The following is a 24149-nucleotide window of genomic DNA, read 5'->3' on the forward strand; positions in this document are numbered from 1 at the left end:
TGAATTTATGGGACGAGCAATGTTAATTATTAGTATCGGAGCTGTAATGGCACTTGGTATCCTCCAACTAGGGATTCAAGGGCAACGCACAGGAATTGTGCAAAATTCAGCTTCTTCCGCATACGAAGTTCAAATACGTAACAAAGCATTTACAGCCGCACAGCTTGCGATGGAACGTATTAATGAAAGCGGTGGAACATGGCATCCAGAAAAGAACAGCCCTTGGGTTGAAGATATTGACGGTGACTCCATCTCTCTTTTCTATGATCTATCTACCGGTTCTACAGGTGGTACTTTTTCATTACTAGAAGGCGATACTGTTGAAATCAATGCAACCTCCTGGTATCAGGATCCAAATTCAGGCGATCGTAAGGAAATCAACATTGTAACATCCTACGTTAAAACGGCCATGCACTTTGTGCCGGAATTTCAGTCTGCCATGGCTTTCGCCGTAGATGCTGATGACTTTTCTTTCGCTGCAAGCGGCAGTGCACTTATCTCCGGAAACGACGCAAGTGGTACCTGCCCGTCTAAACCGGCAGTATCAGTTCGGGATAATGAATCAGCAGATAAGATTACCGGCGCGGACAATCTTTTCGAATATCTCTCAGGTGGAGATAACTCAGATCACTTGGAAAGTGACTCAACAGCCATTGGCGTAGATCCTAATCTTTCCTATGAGCCAGTTGATGATTTAGTGGCAAGGCTTTCTCAACTTAGCGATGTGATTAAGATATCAGGCAACTACAAAGGCACCATGGGATCGGCTGATAACCCCGGTGTATTTTTTGTTGAAGATTACGCCAAACTTACCGGTGGCATCTCTGAAGGATTCGGTATCATGGTGGTTCGAAGTGGCGGTGAACTTGAGTATGAGGGAGAACTGTCGGTGGCCGGTAATTTTAAGTTTAATGGCTTAGTCATCTTTGAAAATGCCTACAATATGACCGGACGTGGAACACCTCGAATTAATGGATCTGTATTAGTAGGAAAAGCTAATGATACCAATGAACGACTGGACATCGATCTTGGCGGTACTATAGACATTCAGTATGATTGTACAGCTGAGAAATATGCTCAGCTTGCCTCCGCTTCTCGTTTAGGCCAGAACCGTTACAAGCGCCTCAGTACCTACGAATAGTTTTAATTCTAGTCTTTATTAGCTTTTTATAAATCTCCTACTCAACTTATTACGTACTGATAGTTGGAAAGGAGTTTTATTTTGTATTCTCCTCTTTGTACAGCCCGTTACAATAGTCTAATTAAAATATATTAACTGGTATTAGTAAGCGATAAGCAAGAACTTTAATGCATAGCAATCTAGGTTTCATCCGTTTATACATTTCATTTATGAAATACTCTTTAATAGCAATCTTTATAATTGTTTCAAGCTTTTCTGCTTTTGCCCAGATCGATGATAGTAACAGCATAACTGCAAATATCAATGTTAGTGCTGAGGTCATTCAGTCCATAGAATTGATTACTGTGAATACAATGCAGTTTGGAAATGCACAACCAGGACAAAGAGAAATTTATGTCAATCCTGTAAATAGCTTAAATGCCGGCTACATGATTGCAGTTGGAACCCCCGATGCTGAATTCAGACTTAACTACCTGCCAGAACTTGAACTCACTCAGATTCAAGGACAAGGTACTCTCAATTTTACCTACGAAATATCCGGTAATTCGGAAGAGAATCAATCTACTTCTGAATTATTAGAACTCGATAATCGTAATATTCGGTTTAACAACGAAGGTCGATATTATATTTGGGTAGGCGGAAGAGTAAACATTGAAAATGCTCCTCCTGGAAATTATGAGGGAGATTTCACGATTGAAATAGATTACATATGATCATTAACAAATATAGAAATTGCCCTGAGATCAAGCCTTTCCAAATGAAAGGCTTTGGGTGTTTTATATTTTTTATGGTGACTAGTTTTCTGACAGTATTCAATCCCTCTCTTGCTGCACAAGAAATAGATTTTGGTGATTTCAGCAGTAAGTACAGTGTAAGTATTTCTGAACTTATTCCAGCTGAAGACTTGGCTTTTGGCATGGTCATTCAGAATGAAGGACTAAAAACGATAGATCTTATTGATGCCAAGGTACTTATGATTGAAGGAGTCAAATATCTGGATGTGATTGTAGATGTAACTGCTGATAACTATTTATACCTTGATACCGATATTGCCTGTAATGGCAGTAATACAAATTGCATTCCCTTTACACTTCAGGCTGCTTATGCCAACAGAGGAAATAATAATACTAACGAAGCTATCTTAATGCAGACTGCTTCTAATGTAGCTTCAGCGCAGTTTCCTATTGAGGCTCGCGGCAACCGACCACCCGGACCGCCTCCCACTCCAGTTTATGAAGGTTATAACCCCGCCCTTTATAATGAGACTGCATACTTATACATTTATGGATCCCTGAATATTGGAAATGTAGATGCCGGAAGTTACTCAGGTGAAATTACTATTACGGTTAGCTATGACTAAGCGATTTGTTTCCATATTTCTTTTTGCTTTAAGCCTGTCGCCCATCGCTCATGCCCAGTATATTAACCTCCAGCTAAAAATTGAGCCCGAACTTAGTGCAACTATAGAGCAAGATTTAAATTTTGGTACTCAAGTAACTAATTCGGGTAGAACTGAAATTCAGCTTGGGGATGTAAATATGGGTGTTTTCAGCATCAAAGCCTTCCATACCCAGAATGTCTATTTAAACCTGCACTACCCTAATGCATTGTCAAATGATAATCCTGCAATTGACTCTGATATCCCGTTAGAGCTGAATTTGGCTTATAACAATACCGGTACTAACAATGCAAATAACTCTAATCCTGTACCGTCAAATGGGGGCTTTATTTCCATTCACGAATACACAGCTCTGGAAAGCAGAAATGATGTCTGGAAACAGATGTATCTATACGTTTATGGGGCTATAGAAATTGGAAACATCCCAAATGGTGTTTACACCGGTGATATCGTTCTTAGTGTGGATTACGACTAATCCATTTTCTGAAACTCCTTTGCGAGGCGTCCAAATACTCAAACTACAACACTACCCTCCTTCGCCGAAGCAATCTCGCTAATCCACCCTCTCATTCTTCAAAGTCTCGTTGTTACACTTGGCAGCCATGGCTTCGAGATTGCCGCGTCGTTAATCAAACCAAACCTACATTCCACAACTCACTCTCCTCGCAAATGACTGCTTTTTTTAAAACTCTCCTTTGCGAGGCGCCCAAATATCCAAACTAAAGCACACTACCCTCTTTCGCCGAAGCAATCTCGTTGATCTACTCTCTCATTCTCCAAAGACTCGTTGTTGCACTATATAGCCATGGCATCGAGATTGCCGGGTCGTTATTCATCCAAACCTACATTCGGCAACATATTCTCCTCGCAGAAGTGTAGTTTTTAATATTCAAATCCTTCGGACAAATCTTTCCAATCCGGATTTATGGACTCTATAAGTTCAATCTTCTTTTGCCTGGAGCCGGCCTTAATTTGGTTTTCCCTATATATAGCTTCTTCACTTGACCCAAACTCTTCAAAATAGACCAGCTTGTTCATATTATATCTTTTTGTAAACCCTTTCACTGCTTTATTCTTGTGCTCCCACACTCTTCGAACTAAATCAGAACTTTTACCGGTATAAAGAACGGTGTGTCGCTTATTAGTCAATATGTATACATAGTAACGTTGATCTAATTCCATTCAGTAATTTAATAAAGCCTGTATTTTTAAAAAACATCCCGTTGCGAGGCGCCCAAATGCCCAAACTAAAGCAGCACACTCATTCGCCGAAGCAATCTCGTTAATCTACTCTCTCATTCTCCAAAGTCTCGTTGTTACACTTGGTAGCTATCACTTCGAGATTGCCGCGTCGTTATACTTCCCAAACTTACATTCAGCACCTCGCCTCCTCGCAAATGATGACTTCTTTTTAAACCCCAATCACATTCACCAGACTGCTGCGTCGTGCATTTATTGGCCTTTAGCCAAAGAATAATTCTCCTCGCAGACATTTCACACTATTGAAATCGGAACGGAGCAATCTACTTTCAAATTAAATGCGTAGTAACTGTAAAGACATGAATTATTAAAGAAAATTAAATAAACTACTGCCTGTATTTAATTATTTTCAAGAATTGATAAATCATCTACAACAGAAACAACACAGGTTTCAGCCATTAGTTAAGACGTTTTAATTAAGACTATCTAATTGGACAACTCAATAAACTTCGATAATTTTCTCTCAGAAATTAAATAAACACAAAACTCAATCTCACGATTATGAAAACTTTTAAAAACCTTCTATCCGTTCTTGCAATAGCCGCTGTCTTTTCAGCCGGTGCTTATGCCCAACAAGACGTCCAAGTCTCTGCAATAGTTCAATCAACCTTAGCTTTTAGCGCTGTTAATAATGTAACATTCGGCGTTATTACACAAAATACTGAAGCAGTACAGGGAGCTAATGGAAACACTTCTTTAACTCCAGCAAATAATACTAATGCATCATCTGGTTCTGTTACAGTTACAGGTAATGCTGGTGTTTCCATTGCTATCAGCTATAATACTGGTGTTCAATTGTCTGATGGAACTAATACAGTAGATTTTACTCCTGAGGTTATGGTTGGTTCAACTACAATAGCTCAGTCAGGTACAAATGTAACATTAAGTGGAACAACTGGTCTAGGTACAGCACTTGTGGAAATTGGTGGTACCCTTGATGCAATAGCTACTGCAGGTACTTATTCAACTACCAGCGGTACTCCTATTACTCTAACGGTTGCTTACAATTAAAAAACTGTATAAAGTATTTTAAAAGCCATGAAGAATTCCTTCGTGGCTTTTTTTTATCAAATATCCAAATTGAGCAAGTGCAATAATTGATCATAGCTAATTGAATCTTTTTAGTTAAGTTTCAACAACATCATGATTTAATACCTAAACACTATGAAACGACTTATTACGGCATTATTTCTATTTGGAAGTCTATTTACTTGTTCAATTCAGGCTCAAGTGACTATCGCTCCCACAAATATGTTTTTAGATAATCAAACAAGGTTTGGGACGTATATGGTTATCAACAATTCGAATACTCCTCAAGAGGTCTCAGTTGACTTTTTCTTTGGATATGCAGTTACAGATGAAAACGGTGAAAGACAAAATGTATCAGGTGCTGAGGATTTAAAAGGCACTCATTCTATTGCTGATAACGTTCGTGCTTTTCCTAGAAATTTTATTCTACAATCAGGTCAAAGACAAGTTGTAAGGATTAGATTAACTCCATCGAATGATTTACAAGACGGAACATATTGGACTAGAATCAAAACTCATTCTACACCTGAAAGTCCACCTGTTGAAATAGGATCAAATGAAAATGTTACGGCAAGTGTGGGGATTAATATTGAGCAAATTACTGGTTTGTTTTATAAAAATGGTGATGTTACTACAGGTATTAAAGTAGATGGTATAAGAAGTTCTTTTCAGGGAGATGGCAGTGAACAATTAATTGTACTTACAGATTTTCAAAGAACGGGAAATTCTCCTTTTCTAGGTTCTATTACTACTATTTTAAAAAATCAAAATGGAGAAACCATGGCTCAGGGATTCCGATCAACGACCTTATATTTTGATGGCACTCAAAAAGAAACCTTGGATATTTCCGGATTACCTTCTGGCGAATACACCATTCAGGTTCATTTTGAAACACGGAGAAGCGATATTTCTCAAAGCGATCTTGTCCAAATGCAACCCGTCACATCAACTAACACTGTAATCATACCTTAAGGTGCCTATTTTTTGGAAATCTTCAATATCAATCATAACAATTATTGTTTTATGTTTTGGGATTTCCGAAAAGAATCTACAAGCGCAAGATAATAATTCTGATGAATTCGAAGTCTACCTCGATTTCCGTCACAGAGGAGTTATAAATTCCGTAGTTATCTCCTACTATAAAAACGATGAATTTTACCTTCCGGTTTCTGAGCTCTTCTCTCTTTTCAACATCGACCATACCGTTAATGGTCTTTCCATTGATGGATACTTTGGTACCGAACGAATTCCCTACCAAATAAATCTCCAGTCTAACAAAATTAGCTTTGATGAAACTACCATCATATTAAACGCTAATGATTATCTCATAAAGGAAATCGACTCCTATTTAAGAGCCGATATATTGTATGAAGCATTCGGTCTCAACTTCACCATAGACTTTAATAACCTGACGCTGAATCTGGAAACCGACCGAGAACTACCCGCTGTTCAGCAAGCAATAAGACAGCAACGACGACAGCTTGCAGATGCAAATCGATTTCAACAAGAACAATATGATCTCAGATACGGTAGACAACGCCCTTTTTTAGATGGTGGATTTCTGGACTATAATCTATCCGCTAATGTTTCTTCTGTACAAAATGTATATAATTTCAATTCTAATATTGGGTTGCAACTATATGGTGGAGATGTTCAGGGAGTGGTATTTGGAAGTTATTCGCAAGACTATAGTAATTTTGCTACTGATAATTTGCGGTGGAGCTATAGGTACCGAGACCAATCTTGGTTAACAAATCTTACCATAGGCCAAACCACTACCGATGGTTTTGCAAGAAACACTTATACAGGAATCAGACTTTCTAATGAGCCCATAGAGCCACGCCGACTTTTTGATGAGTATGTGGTTCAGGGAGAAACGATTCCTCAATCTGAAGTAGAATTATATATGAACAATGCTCTTGTTGACTTTCAACAGGCGGATGAGTTAGGAAATTACCGTTTTCTCACTCCTATTACCTATGGTTCCTCTCAGCTTGATTTAAAAATTTATGGCCCTACTGGACAGATTATTGAACGCTCCAATCGTATTCAGGTTCCTTTTACTTTTCAGCCAGAAGGGGTTTTTAATTATTCGCTAAATGCCGGACGACTTGATAATCCAATTTTTGGCGAAACCTCACAAGATTTCACTGCACAGGGAAATGGCGCTTATGGTATCACTGACTGGCTAACCGCTAAAGCCGGTGTAGAATATTATCAGGGTTACCATGATGCACTACCCACTTTTACAACAAGCTTTTCGTCACGTATCGCCTCAAATTATATTCTAACCCTTGAAGCTGCCAGTGAAGCTTATTACAGGGGATTGCTCAGCGTGATCTACCCCAATTCAGCAAGTATTAATTTTGACTATACTGATTTCAACAGTGGTTTTAGTATTTATAATCCCTCTAATGATGATAAACGATTTGTGGCGAGTGTCTTCTATCCATTTAATTTTTGGGGTCTACCCTTCAATGTACGTGCATCTACCTTTTCACGAATTCGCCCCACTACAAACAATACAACAGTGCGATTTGATGCCAACTCCAGAATTGGAAAACTAAATATACGGCTCGGTTATAGTGATCGTTTTGTTGGAGATATTGATCTCTTTAATCCATCTAATACTGCTTACGTTGAAAGCTCAGCAACTTATAATATTTCCAGAAACAGGAACCTCCCCTCCTATTTAAGAGGAGTCTTTTTGAGAACTCAAATGCGCTATCAACCAACTCTCAATCAGCTTGAGTCAACTGAATTTTTGATTTCCCAGAACGTTTTTGATCAAGGTCGATTTCAACTTTCATTGGGAAGAAATTTTACAGGAGAGTATAATACGGTCCGCTTTAGCTTAGTGATTGATTTTAATAAGGCACGATCAAGTTCAACATTTAGCAACATCCGTGGAAGCAATAATTTTAGTCAAAATGTAAGAGGTTCTATAGGGTACGATTCCAACTACAATAATTTTATTTTTACCAGCCGAGATCAAGTTGGGCGCTCAGGTACTGCGGTACAACTTTTTGTTGATAATAATAGTGATGGTACTTTCAACGAAGGCGATGACCGTATTGAAGGAAATGCTGTTCGCGTACAAAGGTCAGGTGCAACAAGTACTACCAAAAATGGAGTACTTTATTACACCCAGATGCAGCCTTACTTCTACTATAACATGGAGATTAATAAGGCCAATATTAAGAACCCAATGTTGGTTCCTGAATTCGAAAAGTTTGGGTTAATCAGCGATCCAAACCGTTTCAAAAAAGTAGAAATACCCTTCTACATGTCAGGAGTTATGGAAGGGATTGTAGAGCGGCAGTTGGCCAATGGGAAAAAGACAGGAGTAGCAGGGTTAAGAGTTCTAGTCAGGCAGAAAGACGGTGATTACAACAAAGAGTTACGATCGTTCTCAGACGGTAGTTTTTATGAGTATGAGATACCCCCGGGAGAATATGTGCTTGAAGTGGATTCCACGCAGCTTAATATTCTGGAGAGCAAATCGCTCCCGGCGAAGATCGAGTTTGAGGTAGAAGCGATTCCAGAAGGTGACTTTATTGAAGGACTTCAGTTCTTACTCGTCCCAAAAGACTATCAACCTCCTGCTGAGGCTCCACTAACGGCTGAGGCAGTTACTGAAGAAATTAAAACGAATGATGAGATTTTGAATTTTGAAAAATCTTTGTCGGAAGGTGTGGATGAATCCCTTAGACTTATTGTAAAAGCACAAAATGCTTTTTACGATAAGGAAATTAAAAAAGCTCTAACATTTGTTGAGCAATCATTAGAAATTTTTGAGACAGCCCAGGGATATGCCCTGAAAGGCAGTTTACATTACCTGATTGGGGAAAGAGATCAAGCGGAAAAATTTTGGGAGTTAGCTGTACGTCTAAATCCTGATATCTATATTCCTGATATTGAAATGCTTGATACATTGATCACAACTGAACTTGTAGAGTAGATATTATTTATGGCTTTAGGGAAGTTTATTCGCGATAGATTCTACTATTTACCGCGGAAGGAAATCAAATTATTACGAACCGGATTTTCCTGTACTTCGCTGTGTCATTTCATTTTTTTGCTCGTTTTCTTTTCCACCCTCTTCTTTGGTAGTCATGGTGTACAAGCACAGGGGAATTCGATAGGAACGACCGAATCTTTAGAGCTTCGTATCGCATCTCTGGAGCAAAAGTACGATGCTCAAATCATTAGCATTATGTCTAACTACTTTGACCAGCAGAAGTTCTTTGTTGATGTTAATGTTAATGCTGACATGATTACAGAAACGTACTCTACCACTCAGAACCAGGTTGTCAGAGAGCGTCAACAAAACCTGGTAATGCCCGGTCTCCCCTTCCTTCCACAAGAGAATTTACAGGCTAACGGCCTTGGGGAACCTTCAACTGAACAAATTATCAGTGAGAACATCCTGAGAATGCTCAGATTGAATAATCTTAGAATTCGGGTTTACGCTGACTCCTCATTTACCCAACAAGAAATTGAATTCATGTCTTTAATTGCAGGCATTGCCGCGAAAGTGGATGAGTCGAGAGGAGACTTAGTCACTGTTGATCAGTTAAAGATGCCGGATTTCAGCTTTAAATCTGAAGGTCAAAAGATCGAGCTTATCCAGCCTGCTAATGATACCTTAATGGCGTCATTAGAGCAGTATTTGCCCGGTTTTATCCTATTTCTACTTTTTGCGATAACATTGTTGCTTAGTCGTTTTAAGGGACCTAGCGATGCTGATGATTCTTACAGAAGACAGGCAGAAAGAGATAGTATAAGAAGAGAGATAGCTACCCCTGATTTCAGCCCTGATAAAACGCAAACTTCAGAGCCAAAAAATAACACCTCTACATCTTCTACACTAGATGAGCTGGCAGATTCATTTTTCAAATCTCCTAAAGAAATCGCTTTATTATTTGAGTACTGGCTTGAAGAAGATCCATCGAATGGTCCTAAAAGATCAGCCAAAATTGTTGACTGTATCGATAAACATATGCTGAAGCTACTGAGGAAGGAATTAGATCCAGATAAATACCAGCTGATAGAGCAGGAATTGGAACAGCTATCGCCAATGAGCATGGAAGAAAAAAGAGAGCTTGCTGGGGAATTTATTCAAGCCTTATACTCAAAGAGAGCAGCGTCTTCTTCAAATGAAAAACACAGTCAGCTTGACCTTTTTAAATTCCTGAGACATTTAAGTTCCCATCAGGTTGTATCATTATTAAATGGTGAAGACAGGAATACATCTGCATTGGTCATGGATTACCTTCCCAATGAAAAAGCATCTGATGTCTTTGATTTACTTAGCCAGGATAGAACAGCAGAAATCATGCTGGGTATGACAAACCTTAATCAGCTTTCTTATCAGCAACACAAGGATATCTCCACCCACCTTTTTGATAAAGCTACCGATATCATAGAAATAAATAGAGAACAGCAAATTGGCGCTGATAGCATTCTTCCTATACTTCAAAGACTCCCACTTAAAGACCAGAGATCTTACATCGAGCAGTTGATATCTATGGGATCTCCGGTTGGTAATTTTCTCCAAAATAAGTTTACTACTGTCGAGCAAATCCCCAAAATTGACAAAAGCATACTTAGGGATTCCTTACAAAACATAGATACTGCTACCCTGTTGGCTGCCTCCAAAGGTTTTGATCAGGATATTATTGATGCTCTTTTTTCAGTCCGACCTACAAGGGAAAGAAAGTTGTTACAGATTGAGTTAGAACAAAATCCGCAGTTTAGTGAAAAACAAGTCGAACATGCGCAGAAAACGATAATGAGGGCCATAAGACAAACCCTCACTAACCAAAACTCAAATTGATGATGAAGCTATACAACATCTTTTTATTCTTCGGCCTGCTTGTAGCGCTTTCTGCCTGTAGCTCATCAAATAAAGTAAGTGAAGATGCTTCTGTTGAGGAACCTGAACAGGAAGCGGTTCAGCAACAAAGCAGTGAGGTGGCTGACACGGACAGCGAAGAAGATAAGAGGAAAGCAGAGCTTGAAGAGCTGTACAAAGAAGAATTAAAAAAGACTTATCAGGCCAAAGCAAATGGAGTAACTACCTACTACATTTTAGCCCAGCAGCAGTTTCATCAGGCCCAGTACCAGAATGCACTCTATCTTATTAACAAAGCCTTGGCAATCAAAGAAACAGCAGACGTTTATGCTCTAAAAGGGAATATTTTTCTGGGATTAGGATCCAAAGAGAAGTTTACTGAAAACTGGAAAAAAGCATTAGAAATGGATGCGAATATTCCCATCCCCATATTACCTTTCATAACCAGTGAACTGCAAAATCAGGGTTTGGTTGATGCAGATTTTAAACGAAATTTTTAGGTAGGCTGATTCTATGCGTACATCTATTCTAAATATTTTAGGCTTTTGTATCTCTGCTGTAATTCTTGCGTGGGGAGCTTTAATTATAACCGGCTTTACCACCTATGATGTTATTCCCTCAGGATTAGAGTTTTTGAATTTACCCAGCCTTGCTATCGTTTTTGGAGGGATTTCAGCTTCTGTATTCATCAGCTTTACTTTTTGGAATGTAATGAAGGCTGTAAGGCAGTGTTTCCGCCTTTTTTCTTACAGTAACATCGATAATGAGCTGCTTGATGAGGATGTAAAACATATCTTAGATTGGCAGAAACGCATTCAAGAGAATAAAATCAGAGCTATCTCAGAACTTAGTAATGAATATGAAGGTCAGTTTGAAGGGTATCTATTTTCTGTGCTAGACACGAATTATTCGTCGGAAGAACTTCGCGAACTTGGCGAGGCAAATATTGAAGAAAGCTACATACGGCAGCAAAAGATAAATGAAATCATAGCAAGCATGGGTAAGTCAGCTCCGGTCTTTGGTATGCTTGGCACCCTGTTTGGGTTGATCGTAATTTTGTCAGGATTCAATGAGATTGAATCCTTATTAGCAGGATTAGCGGCCGCCTTAATGACAACGCTTTATGGTATTTTAATTGGGAACTTCATCTTTAACCCAATGGCTAAGAAGATGAATAACATTGCCTCTCTTCAGTATTTTAGAGAAAAGCTTATTCTGGAAGGAATTCTACTTATCGAACAACAAAAAACATCTCTTCAGATATACGACAAACTTCAGGCTCACATGAATCGAAGCAGCCAAAAATTCAACTTCTAAATCCTGAACATCCTGCTTTGAGTAAACAGCCTCCTTCACAGAATAATAAATCCCTTTATCCGAATGAAATTTTGGATACTGAAGATGATAATAGCTGGCAGGTAAGCTACCTGGATATCATCACTATTATTCTTGGCTTTTTAATTATTCTGCTCTCGCTTTCAGAGTTTACCAGCGTTACCAGCTTAACTTCCGTATCACAATTATTTAAGTCATCTGTTCAGGAGACAGAATTTCTTACAACTCCTATTGAAGAAATTCAAAGTGAACTTGAAGCCTCTTTGTCTGGTGATCTTAAAAGTGGTGAAATTGAAATAATCCGTGATTTGAATGACCTCCTGATTAGATTCAGCAGTGATGATCTCTACCGGTCCGGGAGCGCTACGCTACAGCAAGGTGCTTTACCCCTTTTTGACCGGGTTATTTCTGCTATTAAGTCCAACCGTTTTAATGACTTTAATGTAGAAGTTGAAGGACACACTGATAACACCCCTATTTCATCTTCTGCCTATCCGTCTAATTGGGAGCTCTCAACCACTAGGGCCACAAATGTCGTAAAATACTTTAGGGGGATGGGTATTGAAGAAGGCAGGCTCAAAGCTTCAGGTTATGCTGATTCAAAGCCACTGGTTCCAAATGAAGATGCATCAGGAAATTCAATTCCAAGAAACAAGGCCTTAAATCGCAGAGTAGATATCAGGCTATACTATGCTTCAGTTCCCAAGCACGATTCCACTAGTTCCATCTCTCCTGTTCTTGCGGACAATAATAACTGCAGGTATTCTGTACAGATTGGAGGATTTCAATCATTTAACAACAGCTTTAGTCTTGCAAATGACGCTTCAAGAAAAACTAACTACTCATTCGAAATAACCTTTAATAATAATTTGTTTTCAGTGAGATCTGAGCCTCGGAATTCCCTGGAAGATGCTCTCAAAATTCATAAAGAACTTGCTAGTTACACAGGTGATGACGCCATTGGTTTGATTCATCAGTGCTATGAAGATACAGGTCTTCGCCCCGACCCTATTCGTTATCAAATACAGGTGGCAGCGTTTCAGAATAAAAGCAATGCAGAAAGATATATTTCAGAAATCACTTCAAACCTAACTGTCTTAGCAAGCATATCGTCCACAGATAACGGTTCCCATAAAGTTATGCTTGGGCCTTACCAAAGTCCTTTCACTGCTTCCGAGAAACTGGCTGAGTTTAAGAAGTCAGGCTTACCGGAGGGCATTTTTATAAAACCCGTCATAGAAAGTATTCTGCCATACTCATTTAATTTTAGAATTCAGTTGGCAAAATTCGAGAACCGTAATGACGCTGAAGATTTATCCCAGAGTATAGCTTCCCTTATGGGTTTACAAACGGAAATATCAGAGGGAGAAAACGAGGCAGTATATCTTCTTACAGGTGAGTTTCAAGATTGGAAAAATGCTAAACAGGTGTTTAATGATTTAAGGAACAGCAGTTATGACTTATCACCTGTGCTCTATTTGCTGGAGCAAGTTAAGCCGCCAATTTAGAAGAGATTAAATAACCTGCTTTCTCATTCGGGCTACAGGCTGATTCAACTGCTCTCGATATTTACTGACCGTTCTGCGCGCTACTTTATATCCCTTTTCATTTAGCAAATCGGTCAGCTGCTGATCACTCAGTGGCTTTTGTTTGTCTTCCCCATCAATAAGCTTTTCAAGGAAATTCTTCACTTCACGATTTGAAACCTCTTCTCCACTTTCAGTTTCAAGACCTTCATTAAAGAAATATTTTAGCTCATAGACTCCAAAGTGGGTCTGTACATACTTACCATTAACTACTCGGGAAACAGTTGATATATCCATTCCAATTCGTTCAGCAACATCCTTAAGAATCATCGGCTTGAGTCCTTCCCCATACTTAAAGAAATCTTCCTGCAGAGCAACTATGGTCTTCATTATGTTCATCAGGGTGTTTTGGCGCTGACGAATGGATTCAATAAACCACTGAGCAGAGTTAATTTTATTCTTCATGAAAGAATGTGCTTCCGCGTCCGTATTCTTTTTCTTCTTAGCTTTAATTTCATCCCACATCTGCTTGTACTCGGGGGATATGCGGAGCGAAGGAGCATTACGCTGGTTCAAATTAATCACAAACTCTCCTCTTTTACTTTCACCCTCACCGGCACCTCTCCAATACACTTCGAAATCCGGCTCTATGTAATTCTGGGTTTCTTCCATACTGCTTGCCACTGCACCCGGACGCGGATCCATTTGGCGGATGGCTTCAAAAGCTTCCTGCAATTTCTCACGGTCAACGTTGAACTTTTGCAGCAGCTTCGAAAAGTGCTTTTTCTCAAATGCCTTCCAGGCCTGATCTACAATTTTAATTGCCAGGTTTTTACCCGGTAAGTCTTTTTCTGAAGCTTTTAGCTGTACCAAAAGACAATCCCTTAAATCTTGTGAAGCGATACCGATTGGATCCAGCTGCTGAATCCGCTTCCGAACATCATCCACCATTTCCTCATCAACAAGAATACCTTTATTGAAAGCGATGTTGTCTACAACGGCTTCTAATTCCCGACGGAAATATCCATCTTCATCCAAAGACCCCAGAATCTGGTCTGCGATGAGCTGCTCTTCTTCCGAAAGATTCAAAAATACTACTTGCTCCTCCATCTCTTCTAAAAAAGAAGCTTGATAAGGGTTCGGCAAATCCCTCCACTCATCCATATCCGGATTGTAAGTAGAACTGAATTCTTCCCCGTCGTACTCAGTATTGGTCTCAAATTCATCCCAGTCAACCTCATGCTCTTCCAGGCTCTCGAGGGCTTCTTCCCTTTCTTCCTTCGGCTCTTCTTCCCTTTCTGAAAGACTTACGATTTCGACCTCACCGGGGTCAACTTCCTCAAGTACAGGGTTAGCCTCCATCTCTTCCTTGATACGCTGCTCCAGGGCAATGGTAGGCAGCTGCAGCAATTTGATATACTGCAGCTGTTGCGGAGATAGCTTTTGCTGTAAACTCTGCTGCTGCCTCTGATTTAAATTCTGTTGGTTACGGAGCATGACCTTCCTTTTTTCGAATCTCTTTACAAGCTTCAATAAAACTTGAGAACCATTTTTCGCCGTATCTGCGCACCAATGGTCTCTCTAAAAACTCAGCCAAATACGTATTTTCCTTTTCTGCTTTTTCGCATGCAGCAGAACATAGTTTCGGAACATATTCAAAGTTCGCATAGTCAAAATTGGCGATTCTCTTTAGTCGAACCGGAAATAGATGACAGCTGATGGGTTTTTCCCAACTCATTCTTCCGTCAAAGTAAGCTTGTTGAATAGCGCAGTAAGCAACTTCATCGTCATTATATTTCACAAAAATACATTCGTTGCTCTCAACTGTTGAAATTTCATAACCCGCCTTCTGAGATCCAACAACTACCCCATCCCTTTCAGCCACCTCAATAGCTTCCGGGCGTAATTCACCTTTTAGCTTTTTATAGGCTTTATGAAGTACCGGAATTTCCTCTTTTGAAACGGGAGCTCCGGCATCACCCACCACACAGCAGGCACCTTTGCAACGAGGAAGGTCGCACGCAAACTTCGCGGTAGCGATATCATTTGAAAGGATAGTATTTTTAACTTTGAACATGATTCAAGATAAGAATCAGCGGGACACTTTTCGAAGATCAACTTTTTGTTTTTTCAGACTAAGTATGCGCTTTCGGAATTCATTAAATTTAGCATCTAATAATTTGTGATAATTTAGCATCGGTTCTATCTTCAAAGGGTATGAGAAAACTTACCCCCTCCGAACATAAAATTTTAGACCGGCTTATTTTTCCTGAACCTTTTGACGTCATTCAGGACGAAACTCAGCTTAAGTATGGTGAATTGCGGGATGATATTATCAACCTGATGAATTCACGGCTTATCGAAGCTGTGAATCCGGAGGAGCCGAACCAAAATAAAAGTTATCCCTTCGATTCTGACAACGTTAAAGATTCTACCTTTCGAATCACAAAATCTGGCATCAAACATATGGAGAGTCAAAAATGAAATTACAGGCAACTATAGGCGAAAACGAGCATGATATTGAACTTTCTCCTGAGAGCGGGACCTTCAAGTCCGGCGACAAAGAAGGAAACTACAGCTTCGAGTTTGTGAACGGCCGGCACATTCTCAGAACGGGAACAAAAACCTACAAAATCGATAATGTAAGTTATGAAGGTTCTGCCATTGAGTTTTCAATGAACGGCGTTTGGCATTCTATTGAAGTCAAAGATGAACAAGAACTCCTGCTCGACCGACTCGGCTTTAAAACCGGAGCTGCTGCAGCTGAAGGTATTCTGAAAGCCCCAATGCCCGGTAAGATTCTGGAAATAATGGTAGCTGAAGGCGATGAAGTTGAACAAGATCAACCGCTCGTCATCCTCGAAGCCATGAAAACGGAAAATGAGCTAAAGGCACCTATAAGCGGAACCATCGCAAGTATCTCGGCGGAAGTCGGGCAATCATTAGAAAAAAATTCACCCATACTGGAGATCGAAACCATTGGATAAATTTATTATTGAAGGCGGCACCCCACTCAAAGGAACAATCCCAATCAGCGGTTCAAAAAATGCCGCTTTGCCTCTCATGGCCGCTTCGCTTTTAGGAAATTCTGCATCCACTATTAATAACATTCCCCGGCTTAAAGACATTTATACCTTCAACAATGTGATTCGTGTTGTTGGCGCTCAGGTTGATTTCAAAGAAGATGAGAATACCCTGATTATTGATCCTACTAACGTCAATCACCTCGAAGCACCCTACGACTTAGTTCGCAAGATGCGTGCGTCGTTCTACATGCTCGGAGCTTTGGTTGGAAAACATGGCTATGCGAAGGTATCTCTTCCCGGTGGATGTGCATGGGGGCCCCGTCCTGTAGATCTTCACCTAAAAGGCATGGAAGCCATGGGAATTAACATCGAGCTTGAGAAAGGCTATGTAATTGCCAAAGCCGATGAAAAAGTTGAAGGCGGAAGTTTTACCCTTGAACCCAGTAGTGTTGGCGCAACGGTGAATCTATTATTGGCTTCTGTTTTGAAAGCAAAGAAATTCACCATCAATAATGCAGCTAAAGAGCCGGATGTGGTTCAGCTTTGCAATTTCCTAACTAAGATGGGTGCTGATATTGAAGGAATTGGAACCGATACGTTGACCATCAAAGCTGTAGATTCTTTACAAGGCATTGAAGTCTCAAACGATCCGGATAGAATTGAGTTAGGAACCTTTATGATTGCCGGAGCGATGTTTCCCGGATCTGAGTTAACGCTCACGGGATGTAATCCTGAGCAACTGGGTAACTTCACGAAAAAGCTAAAGCAAACCGGTACTTCTGTTGAAGTTGACGGAACGACCATCCATGTAAAGGCGCCCGAAAAGCTAAAACCGGTTTCCATTAAAACTGAAATTTACCCCGGCTTCCCAACAGACCTTCAAGCCCAATGGGCGACGATGATGACACAAGCTGAGGGCGAATCTAAAGTTACCGATACGGTTTATTTTGATCGATTCAGCTATGTCCCGGAACTCAATCGTTTAGGTGCTGAGCTGGAGGTAGAAAAGAATACGGTTCATATTTCAGGAAAGACTCCACTGACCGGAGCTTCCGTAATGAGTACCGACCTCCGTGCGAGTGTCAGTTTGGTTTTAGCGGCTATGGTTGCGGAAAATCATACCGATGTACTTCGTATTTATCATTTAGATCGCGGATATGAATCTCTTGAAAACAAACTGAGTGCTGTCGGAGCTTCCATTAAGCGGGTTGATGAGGAAGGATAATCTTCTCCTTTACTTTATCTTCTGTTATCAATAAAAAGCGTTTACATTAATCCCCTTTCACAGTTATATTGATCGCAGAAGAAATCGACCTAAACAAACTTTTTTAAACTATTTTTTGATTGCATAACGCACAGAATACATACCAAAAACAAACTTTGGTGGCATCATTGATTACCTTTTGTAACGATGCCTTCATCGATTTTTTCTTTTTCTGCGGTTTAATAATTACAGCCTTAACCCAGAATCTCTTTTCTGATTCCGATACGGAATCCCCTAATAAAACAATTTTAACAGATATTATTCCCGAAGTAGCCGCTCGTCCGCTTGCTTCAAACCCCGCTCTCAATAATGAGACCGTAATCAATTTGCAACGTAAATTAATACGATGGTTCGTTTGCAGGGGTAGCAGTGGCTTCCGGGATAGGAAGAATTTTACCAATGAAAAATCAAATTATTATACACTCTTCGGGGAATCAAACCCGAATTGCGCTTTTAGAAAACAGCGAGTTAGCGCAGCTATTCATAGAAACGGAAGAAAACCAGCGTACTGTTGGTAATATTTATGTAGCCCGTGTTCATAAGGTGTTAAGTGGTATTCGTGCCGCTTTCATCGATATGGGTACTCCTAAAGACGCCTTTTTACACTTTTCGGATGCCGGCGACCATTTGGATGAATACGTTACCAAGCTAAATGGTGAGAACGCAATTCCTAGCCACGCTAAAAAAGACATTGCCAATAAGGACAATCTTTCAAACGTACAGAAGCAGGTTCTCGCGGGTAAAATTCTACGTACCGGACAAAAGCTTTTAGTTCAGATCGTTAAAGAGCCTATTGGTTCTAAAGGCCCTCGTATTTCAACGGATATCACCATTGCAGGGCGTTTTCTCGTTCTTATTCCTATGGGTGATTACATCGCGGTTTCTAAGAAAATTGGCCATTATAAAGAACGCCGTCGCCTTAAAGGAATCCTTAACAATATGGTTCCCGATGGGTTTGGTGTGATTGTACGAACCGTTGCTCAGGGGCAGGATAAAAAAGCTCTTGAGGACGATCTTCGCAACGTTCTGAAGAAATGGGAGCAAATTGTCGATAAACTGGAAGACGCCAAGCCCCCTTCTCTTTTGTACCGTGATTTGAATATGACGGAAAGCCTGATTCGTGATTTATTTGCTAAAAACTATGATCGCGTACTGATTGATGATCAGAAAATGTATCGTCAAATTAAATCATATGTGAGTCAAATAGCTCCTCAGATGGTTCCAAATGTGGAATTGTATAAAGGGAAAGAGCATATTTTCGATTACATGAAAGTTGCTCACGACGTGAACTCCATCTTCAGTCCAAGAGTGAGAATGAAGTCGGGTGGATATCTGATTTTTGAACAAACTGAAGCTATGTATGTAGTGGATGTTAACTCAGGGCCTTATGCCGCTAAAAAACGTCAAGAGGATAATTCCCTCAAAACCAACCTTGAAGCCGCTCGTGAGATTGCCAAGCAACTCAGGCTGAGAGACATTGGTGGTATCATTGTAGTCGATTTTATTGACTTGCGCGATGACAAGAACCGTAAGAAAATCTACGACGAGCTCAAGAAAGAGTTTGTTAAAGACCCGGCTAAGACCAATGTAATTGGAATGAGTGATTTTGGCTTGGTTCAAATTACCCGCCAGCGAATTCGCCCAAGTGTGGTTAACTCCGTATCAAAAGTTTGCCCTGTTTGTGGTGGCTCCGGTAATGTAGTTACTCAAGACACTATCCTAACCGACCTTGAAACTTGGTTGAGCAAATTCAAGCATAACACCAGCTACCGAGCTGTTGACCTGTATGTGAATCCATACCTCAAGTCTGTACTGACAAAAGGTCTGATGAGTACAAAATTGAAGTGGATGGCTAAATTCCGCATCAAAGTATCTCTTATTGGTGATGAGACGGTTTCCATGAATGAATTCCGTGCAACACTTGTAGGTTCTGATATAGACATCACTGATATTGTTATGAGGGATGAGTCTATTGAGGAAGTTCTTAACCGTGAAGGCGAATTAATTGAGCTTGAAAGCGGAAAAGGGAACAAAGAAAACCTTGATATCTCAAAAAAAGAGAAGAGCAGCTAAAGCAGATAGTCAGGTAACAGTGACAATTCGAACGGAATAAACCGTTCGAATTACCAACAAGTCTTCTATTTGGCCCTTGGCTTGGTTTTTGTACCTCTTCCATCAACTATCAAGAACAAATTTATTTTATGAAATTATCTGATTTACATGCGACTACCGTTGTTGGTGTGATTCATAATGGTAAAGCCGCCATTGGAAGTGACGGCCAGGCTACTATGAATAAAACGGTCATGAAAAGCACCGTCAAAAAAGTACGCAAACTCCATGAAGGTAAAATTCTTGCCGGGTTTGCCGGTTCCACCGCCGATGCATTCACCCTTTTCGAGAAATATGAAGAGAAGCTGAATGAGTATAACGGAAATATGGAACGCGCAGCAGTTGAGTTGGCCAAAGAATGGCGGAAAGATAAATTCCTCCAAAAGCTGGAAGCCCTGCTTGTTGTTATGAATAATGAGAAAGGATTGTTGATCTCCGGCCAGGGTGATGTTATTGAACCCGACGATGAAGTTGCAACCATTGGAAGTGGCGGTTCCTATGCCCTTTCAGCGGCAAGAGCGATGAAAAAACACGCACCAGAATTATCTGCCCGTGAGATCGTTGAAGAATCCCTGCACATCGCAGCCGACATCGACATCTACACCAATCATAATATTACGATTTTAGAAATTGAAGACTGATATGCTAACTATTGAAGAAAAGAATTTGACCCCGCAGCAAATTGTAGCTGCATTAGACAAGTATATTGTCGGGCAAAAGTCAGCAAAGAGATCTGTATCCATCGCACTTCGAAACCGATGGAGAAGGCTGAATTCCGATGAGGAAATCAGAGATGAAATTATCCCAAATAACATTTTACTGATTGGACCAACTGGTGTCGGTAAAACCGAAATCGCCCGACGTTTAGCGAAACTTGCTCACGCTCCATTTATGAAAGTGGAAGCATCCAAGTTCACCGAAGTTGGGTATGTCGGCCGCGATGTTGAATCCATGATCCGTGACCTGACCGATGTAGCCATAAGCATGGTGAAAAAGGAAATGCAGGATCGTGTTAAAGAGAAAGCTGCTCATAAAGCTGAAGAACGAATTTTAGACATCCTCATCCCTCCCGTTAAAAAGGCGGGTGCCGGCTTTAAAAGCAGCTCCAGTAATGGCGATGATTTTGATCCAGGTAATGCAAGCGATTCTGAATTAAACGAACGCACGCGCGAACGATTCCGAGAGAAACTCAGAAATGAAGAACTTGAGGAACGTGAAATTGAAATTGAAGTCAATTCTTCTAAAAACCCAATGATGAAAGTTTTTGGACCTCAGGGTATGGAGGAGATGGGCATCAATCTACAGGATATGCTGGGCAACCTCGGCAAAGGAAATAAAAAGTCTAAGCGTAAACTTCCTATTAAAGAGGCCCGCGAGATTTTAACTGAAGAAGAAGCTGAAAAGCTTATTGACCATGAATCTGCTGTTCAGGAAGCTCTTGAGCGCGTTCAAAAACAAGGTATCGTCTTTATTGATGAGATTGACAAAATCGCCGAATCCTCTACCGGAAGTGGCGGAAAGGGTGGTCCTGATGTAAGCCGTCAAGGTGTGCAGCGTGATCTCCTCCCTATTGTTGAAGGTAGCGCGGTAAATACCAAACATGGTATAGTGAAAACAGATCACATTCTGTTTATTGGTTCAGGTGCATTTCATGTATCCAAACCATCAGATTTAATTCCTGAACTGCAGGGACGTTTTCCAATTAGAGTTGAATTAAACTCACTGACTGAAGACGATTTCGTTGATATTCTTTCTAAACCAAAGAATGCCTTAACCAAGCAGTATATAGCAATGCTTGATACTGAAGGCGTTCAAATTGAGTTTAAAGAGGATGCCATTCGTGAAATTGCTCGGATTGCAGCTGAAGTGAATTCATCTGTTGAAAATATAGGAGCCCGACGGTTACATACCATCATGTCTTCCCTGTTTGATGAACTTTTATTTGCCGTTCCGGATGATATCAACTCGGGTGAAATCACCATTGATAAAACCTACGTTGATAAACAACTGGCTGGAATTGTCAAAGACAAAGACTTGAGTCACTACATTTTATAAGTGACAAATTTTAAAAAGTCAGATCATTTATTTGGTCTGACTTTTTTGTTATAACTAATATTGGTATTCAACATCTTAATATTACAGTTCGATATCTTTGAAATTGTACTATACTACATTATTTAGTACAATCGTTAGCGATGAAACTATATGCCGTAATATTGGTTATTAGTAAAAACACTACTTACGTAAGATGATATTTATGCACTTAAAGAAATTTTTGTATCCCAACCTTGTAATATTTCTGATTCTAGCTACTCTCAGATTCACTGGTGTAGACCCTGTATTTCAGTCAAATAACGATGACACCAAAAATTTGACTAAATATCATCAGGCGCAAAGAAGCATCATTGCTAATTACTTTCAAGATCCTGATCTGAATAAGATGTACCGGGCCAGTATCAAAAGAATGGTGGAGTCTATTGAAGATTCAACTCTTCAAATCGATGGGACTCCAATTGATACTACCTTTCAGGGAGTAAATATTAGAAGCATTCGCGATTCTTTCACCAATTTTGAGAAAGCTTACCTCTACGTTTCAAACAACAGCCCTGATGAAAACATGGTTAAGCTGACTGAGTCAGCCATCAGAGGCATGTTTTCAACTTTAGATCCCCATTCAATCTATATTGAACCTGAGGATAATGAGCAGATTCAGGCCGAATTCGCAGGTAAATTTCAAGGTATTGGTGTCCAGTTTCAGGTAATAAAAGATACTATTACAGTTGTAACTGCAATATCGGGTGGTCCCAGTGACCAGCTTGGAATCCGTTCCGGAGATCGCATAATTAAAATAGAAGATTCTACAGCTATAGGTTTTACCAACGAGATGGTTGTTAACAGGCTGCGTGGTGAGAAAGGATCAAAAGTTAAGGTCACAGTAAAACGACCCAATGTCAGACAGCCAATCAACTTTGTTATTACCCGTGACGATATTCCACTTTATACCATTGATACTTCTTATATGCTGGATGAACAAACCGGCTATATCAAAATAAATCGTTTTGCCGCTACTACGCATGATGAATTTATGCAGGCAGTACTCGACCTTGAAGATAAAGGCCTGGAGCGTCTGGTTCTTGATTTAAGAGGAAATCCGGGTGGATATCTGAGTCAGGCCATTGCCATCGCTGAAGAGTTTTTCCCGCAGGGAACTGAACTGGTTTCAACCAAAAGTAAGAACAGCCGTTTTAACGGGGAATATTTCTCTCGTAAAGATGGTGAACTCAAAGACCAGCCGGTCATCATTCTTGTTGATGAAGGTGCCGCTTCAGCAAGTGAAATTGTTAGCGGAGCTGTTCAGGATCATGATCGTGGCTTAATTGTCGGTAAACGAACTTTTGGAAAAGGCTTGGTCCAACAACAATATGAACTGGTTGACAAAAGCAGTGTACGGGTAACCATATCTCGCTACTACACTCCTTCCGGACGTTTAATCCAGAAACCATTTGTAGAAGGTGGCGAAGAGTACGCTTATGAAATTTTTCGACGTGATCAAGCAATGGATGACGCTTCTGAATTTATAAATCATATACCTGACTCATTGAAATATACCACAGATGCCGGACGTACTGTTTACGGCGGTGGTGGAATTGTACCCGATTATATCGTCCCTAACGACACGACCACATCTGCGTATGTATTCAATTTCTCAATTCGAGAAAGAGTCGCTTTTGATTATGTCAGAAACTATCTAGATGAACAAGGCGATGATTTCAGAGCAAGTTGGGGTGATGATTTCCAGAACTTCAGAGAAAATTTCACCTGGGATCAAGAGCATATAGACGGTGCTAAAAATCTGCTCGTTGAAAGAGGGATGATTGTAACTGACACCGCTTCTTCCCCAAGCTTTAGAAATGATTCTCTGTTTGTACCTGAAGGACATTTCGAAGATGTCGCATTCCTCATTGAAGGTAGAATGAAGGCCGAAGTTGCCCGACAAGTTTGGGGGATGCAGTACTTCTATCCTATCGTTAACGATGTATTCGATAACACTCTAAAAGAAGCCATGACGCTGTGGGATGCTGTAGCTAAACTTGAAGCTCTGGCTAGTGGGAAAGCTGATGCGAGTTCAATTGGAAATCTGAACGACCAGAACTAACCAGCGATTTTATCTTTTTAAATAAAAACAGGCTTCTTTTTGGAGGC

At 40.2% G+C, this 24149-nt stretch carries 20 protein-coding genes and 2 pseudogenes; 18 read left to right on the forward strand and 4 right to left on the reverse strand.

Features of this window, described 5'->3' with window-relative positions; genetic code table 11:
• The first annotated feature begins 7 nt into the window (after nucleotides 1-7).
• The 4 genes and pseudogenes from CL667_03320 to CL667_03335 all read left to right on the forward strand — a co-directional run bounded on the left by CL667_03320 (nucleotide 8) and on the right by CL667_03335 (nucleotide 3015).
• Nucleotides 8-1141 carry a hypothetical protein gene (locus tag CL667_03320; protein ID MAL16720.1) on the forward strand — a complete coding sequence of 378 codons (1134 nt, stop codon included), beginning with the start codon at nucleotides 8-10 and terminating at the stop codon, nucleotides 1139-1141.
• A 209-nt stretch (nucleotides 1142-1350) separates the two neighbouring features.
• Nucleotides 1351-1854 (forward strand): hypothetical protein, encoded by a 504-nt coding sequence (locus tag CL667_03325; protein MAL16721.1) that lies wholly within the window; start codon nucleotides 1351-1353, stop codon nucleotides 1852-1854.
• A gap of 62 nt (nucleotides 1855-1916) precedes the next feature.
• Nucleotides 1917-2501, forward strand: a pseudogene (locus CL667_03330) (hypothetical protein).
• Complete coding sequence (locus CL667_03335; GenBank protein ID MAL16722.1) at nucleotides 2494-3015, forward strand: hypothetical protein; 522 nt, start codon at nucleotides 2494-2496, stop codon at nucleotides 3013-3015. The pseudogene CL667_03330 and the gene CL667_03335 overlap by 8 nt, the downstream one beginning before the upstream one ends.
• A 407-nt stretch (nucleotides 3016-3422) precedes the next feature.
• Here the strand turns inward: CL667_03335 and CL667_03340 are convergent, their stop codons facing one another.
• Complete coding sequence (locus CL667_03340) at nucleotides 3423-3722, reverse strand: excinuclease ABC subunit C (GenBank protein ID MAL16723.1); 300 nt, start codon at nucleotides 3720-3722, stop codon at nucleotides 3423-3425.
• Nucleotides 3723-4301: 579 nt separating this feature from the next.
• On the opposite strand from CL667_03340, the gene CL667_03345 reads away from it, so the two are divergent.
• The 7 genes from CL667_03345 (at nucleotide 4302) to CL667_03375 (ending at nucleotide 13529) form a co-directional block, all read left to right on the forward strand.
• Nucleotides 4302-4811 (forward strand): hypothetical protein, encoded by a 510-nt coding sequence (locus CL667_03345; GenBank protein ID MAL16724.1) that lies wholly within the window; start codon nucleotides 4302-4304, stop codon nucleotides 4809-4811.
• 276 nt (nucleotides 4812-5087) lie between these two features.
• Nucleotides 5088-5801, forward strand: coding sequence for a hypothetical protein (locus tag CL667_03350; GenBank protein MAL16725.1), 714 nt, complete (start codon nucleotides 5088-5090; stop codon nucleotides 5799-5801).
• A gap of 7 nt (nucleotides 5802-5808) precedes the next feature.
• Entirely contained in the window at nucleotides 5809-8790 is a 2982-nt protein-coding gene (locus tag CL667_03355; GenBank protein ID MAL16726.1) for a hypothetical protein, read from the forward strand.
• 9 nt (nucleotides 8791-8799) lie between these two features.
• On the forward strand, nucleotides 8800-10668 hold the full coding sequence (locus CL667_03360) for a hypothetical protein (protein MAL16727.1): 1869 nt from the start codon (nucleotides 8800-8802) through the stop codon (nucleotides 10666-10668).
• Nucleotides 10668-11186, forward strand: coding sequence for a hypothetical protein (locus tag CL667_03365; protein ID MAL16728.1), 519 nt, complete (start codon nucleotides 10668-10670; stop codon nucleotides 11184-11186). The genes CL667_03360 and CL667_03365 overlap by 1 nt, the downstream gene beginning before the upstream one ends.
• Nucleotides 11187-11199: 13 nt before the next feature.
• Nucleotides 11200-12003, forward strand: a complete 804-nt coding sequence (locus CL667_03370; GenBank protein ID MAL16729.1) for a hypothetical protein — start codon at nucleotides 11200-11202, stop codon at nucleotides 12001-12003.
• A gap of 17 nt (nucleotides 12004-12020) precedes the next feature.
• On the forward strand, nucleotides 12021-13529 hold the full coding sequence (locus tag CL667_03375; GenBank protein MAL16730.1) for a hypothetical protein: 1509 nt from the start codon (nucleotides 12021-12023) through the stop codon (nucleotides 13527-13529).
• Between the two features lie 6 nt (nucleotides 13530-13535).
• On the opposite strand, the gene rpoN is transcribed toward CL667_03375, so the two are convergent.
• Nucleotides 13536-15044 (reverse strand): RNA polymerase sigma-54 factor, encoded by a 1509-nt coding sequence (gene rpoN / locus CL667_03380; GenBank protein MAL16731.1) that lies wholly within the window; start codon nucleotides 15042-15044, stop codon nucleotides 13536-13538.
• Entirely contained in the window at nucleotides 15034-15624 is a 591-nt protein-coding gene (locus CL667_03385; protein ID MAL16732.1) for a hypothetical protein, read from the reverse strand. The genes rpoN and CL667_03385 overlap by 11 nt, the downstream gene beginning before the upstream one ends.
• A gap of 140 nt (nucleotides 15625-15764) precedes the next feature.
• On the opposite strand from CL667_03385, the gene CL667_03390 reads away from it, so the two are divergent.
• From CL667_03390 to murA, 3 genes are read left to right on the forward strand one after another with little or no spacing between them, the layout of a single operon-like run.
• Complete coding sequence (locus tag CL667_03390) at nucleotides 15765-16031, forward strand: hypothetical protein (protein MAL16733.1); 267 nt, start codon at nucleotides 15765-15767, stop codon at nucleotides 16029-16031.
• Nucleotides 16028-16534 carry an acetyl-CoA carboxylase biotin carboxyl carrier protein subunit gene (locus CL667_03395; GenBank protein ID MAL16734.1) on the forward strand — a complete coding sequence of 169 codons (507 nt, stop codon included), beginning with the start codon at nucleotides 16028-16030 and terminating at the stop codon, nucleotides 16532-16534. Before CL667_03390 ends, CL667_03395 begins: the two co-directional genes overlap by 4 nt.
• Entirely contained in the window at nucleotides 16527-17798 is a 1272-nt protein-coding gene (gene murA, locus CL667_03400) for a UDP-N-acetylglucosamine 1-carboxyvinyltransferase (GenBank protein MAL16735.1), read from the forward strand. The genes CL667_03395 and murA overlap by 8 nt, the downstream gene beginning before the upstream one ends.
• A gap of 103 nt (nucleotides 17799-17901) precedes the next feature.
• Here the strand turns inward: murA and CL667_03405 are convergent, their stop codons facing one another.
• Nucleotides 17902-18162 (reverse strand): hypothetical protein, encoded by a 261-nt coding sequence (locus CL667_03405; protein ID MAL16736.1) that lies wholly within the window; start codon nucleotides 18160-18162, stop codon nucleotides 17902-17904.
• Between the two features lie 74 nt (nucleotides 18163-18236).
• Here CL667_03405 and CL667_03410 point away from each other — a divergent pair.
• From CL667_03410 to CL667_03425, 4 genes and pseudogenes are all read left to right on the forward strand, one after another.
• A pseudogene (locus CL667_03410) lies at nucleotides 18237-19907 on the forward strand (ribonuclease E/G).
• A gap of 131 nt (nucleotides 19908-20038) precedes the next feature.
• On the forward strand, nucleotides 20039-20587 hold the full coding sequence (locus CL667_03415) for an HslU--HslV peptidase proteolytic subunit (protein MAL16737.1): 549 nt from the start codon (nucleotides 20039-20041) through the stop codon (nucleotides 20585-20587).
• Nucleotide 20588: 1 nt separating this feature from the next.
• Complete coding sequence (gene hslU, locus CL667_03420) at nucleotides 20589-22001, forward strand: HslU--HslV peptidase ATPase subunit (GenBank protein MAL16738.1); 1413 nt, start codon at nucleotides 20589-20591, stop codon at nucleotides 21999-22001.
• 193 nt (nucleotides 22002-22194) lie between these two features.
• Complete coding sequence (locus CL667_03425) at nucleotides 22195-24102, forward strand: hypothetical protein (protein MAL16739.1); 1908 nt, start codon at nucleotides 22195-22197, stop codon at nucleotides 24100-24102.
• The last annotated feature ends 47 nt before the right edge of the window (nucleotides 24103-24149 follow it).

The organism is Balneola sp. (assembly GCA_002694685.1).
In the GTDB taxonomy this organism is placed as follows: Bacteria; Bacteroidota; Rhodothermia; order Balneolales; family Balneolaceae; genus Gracilimonas.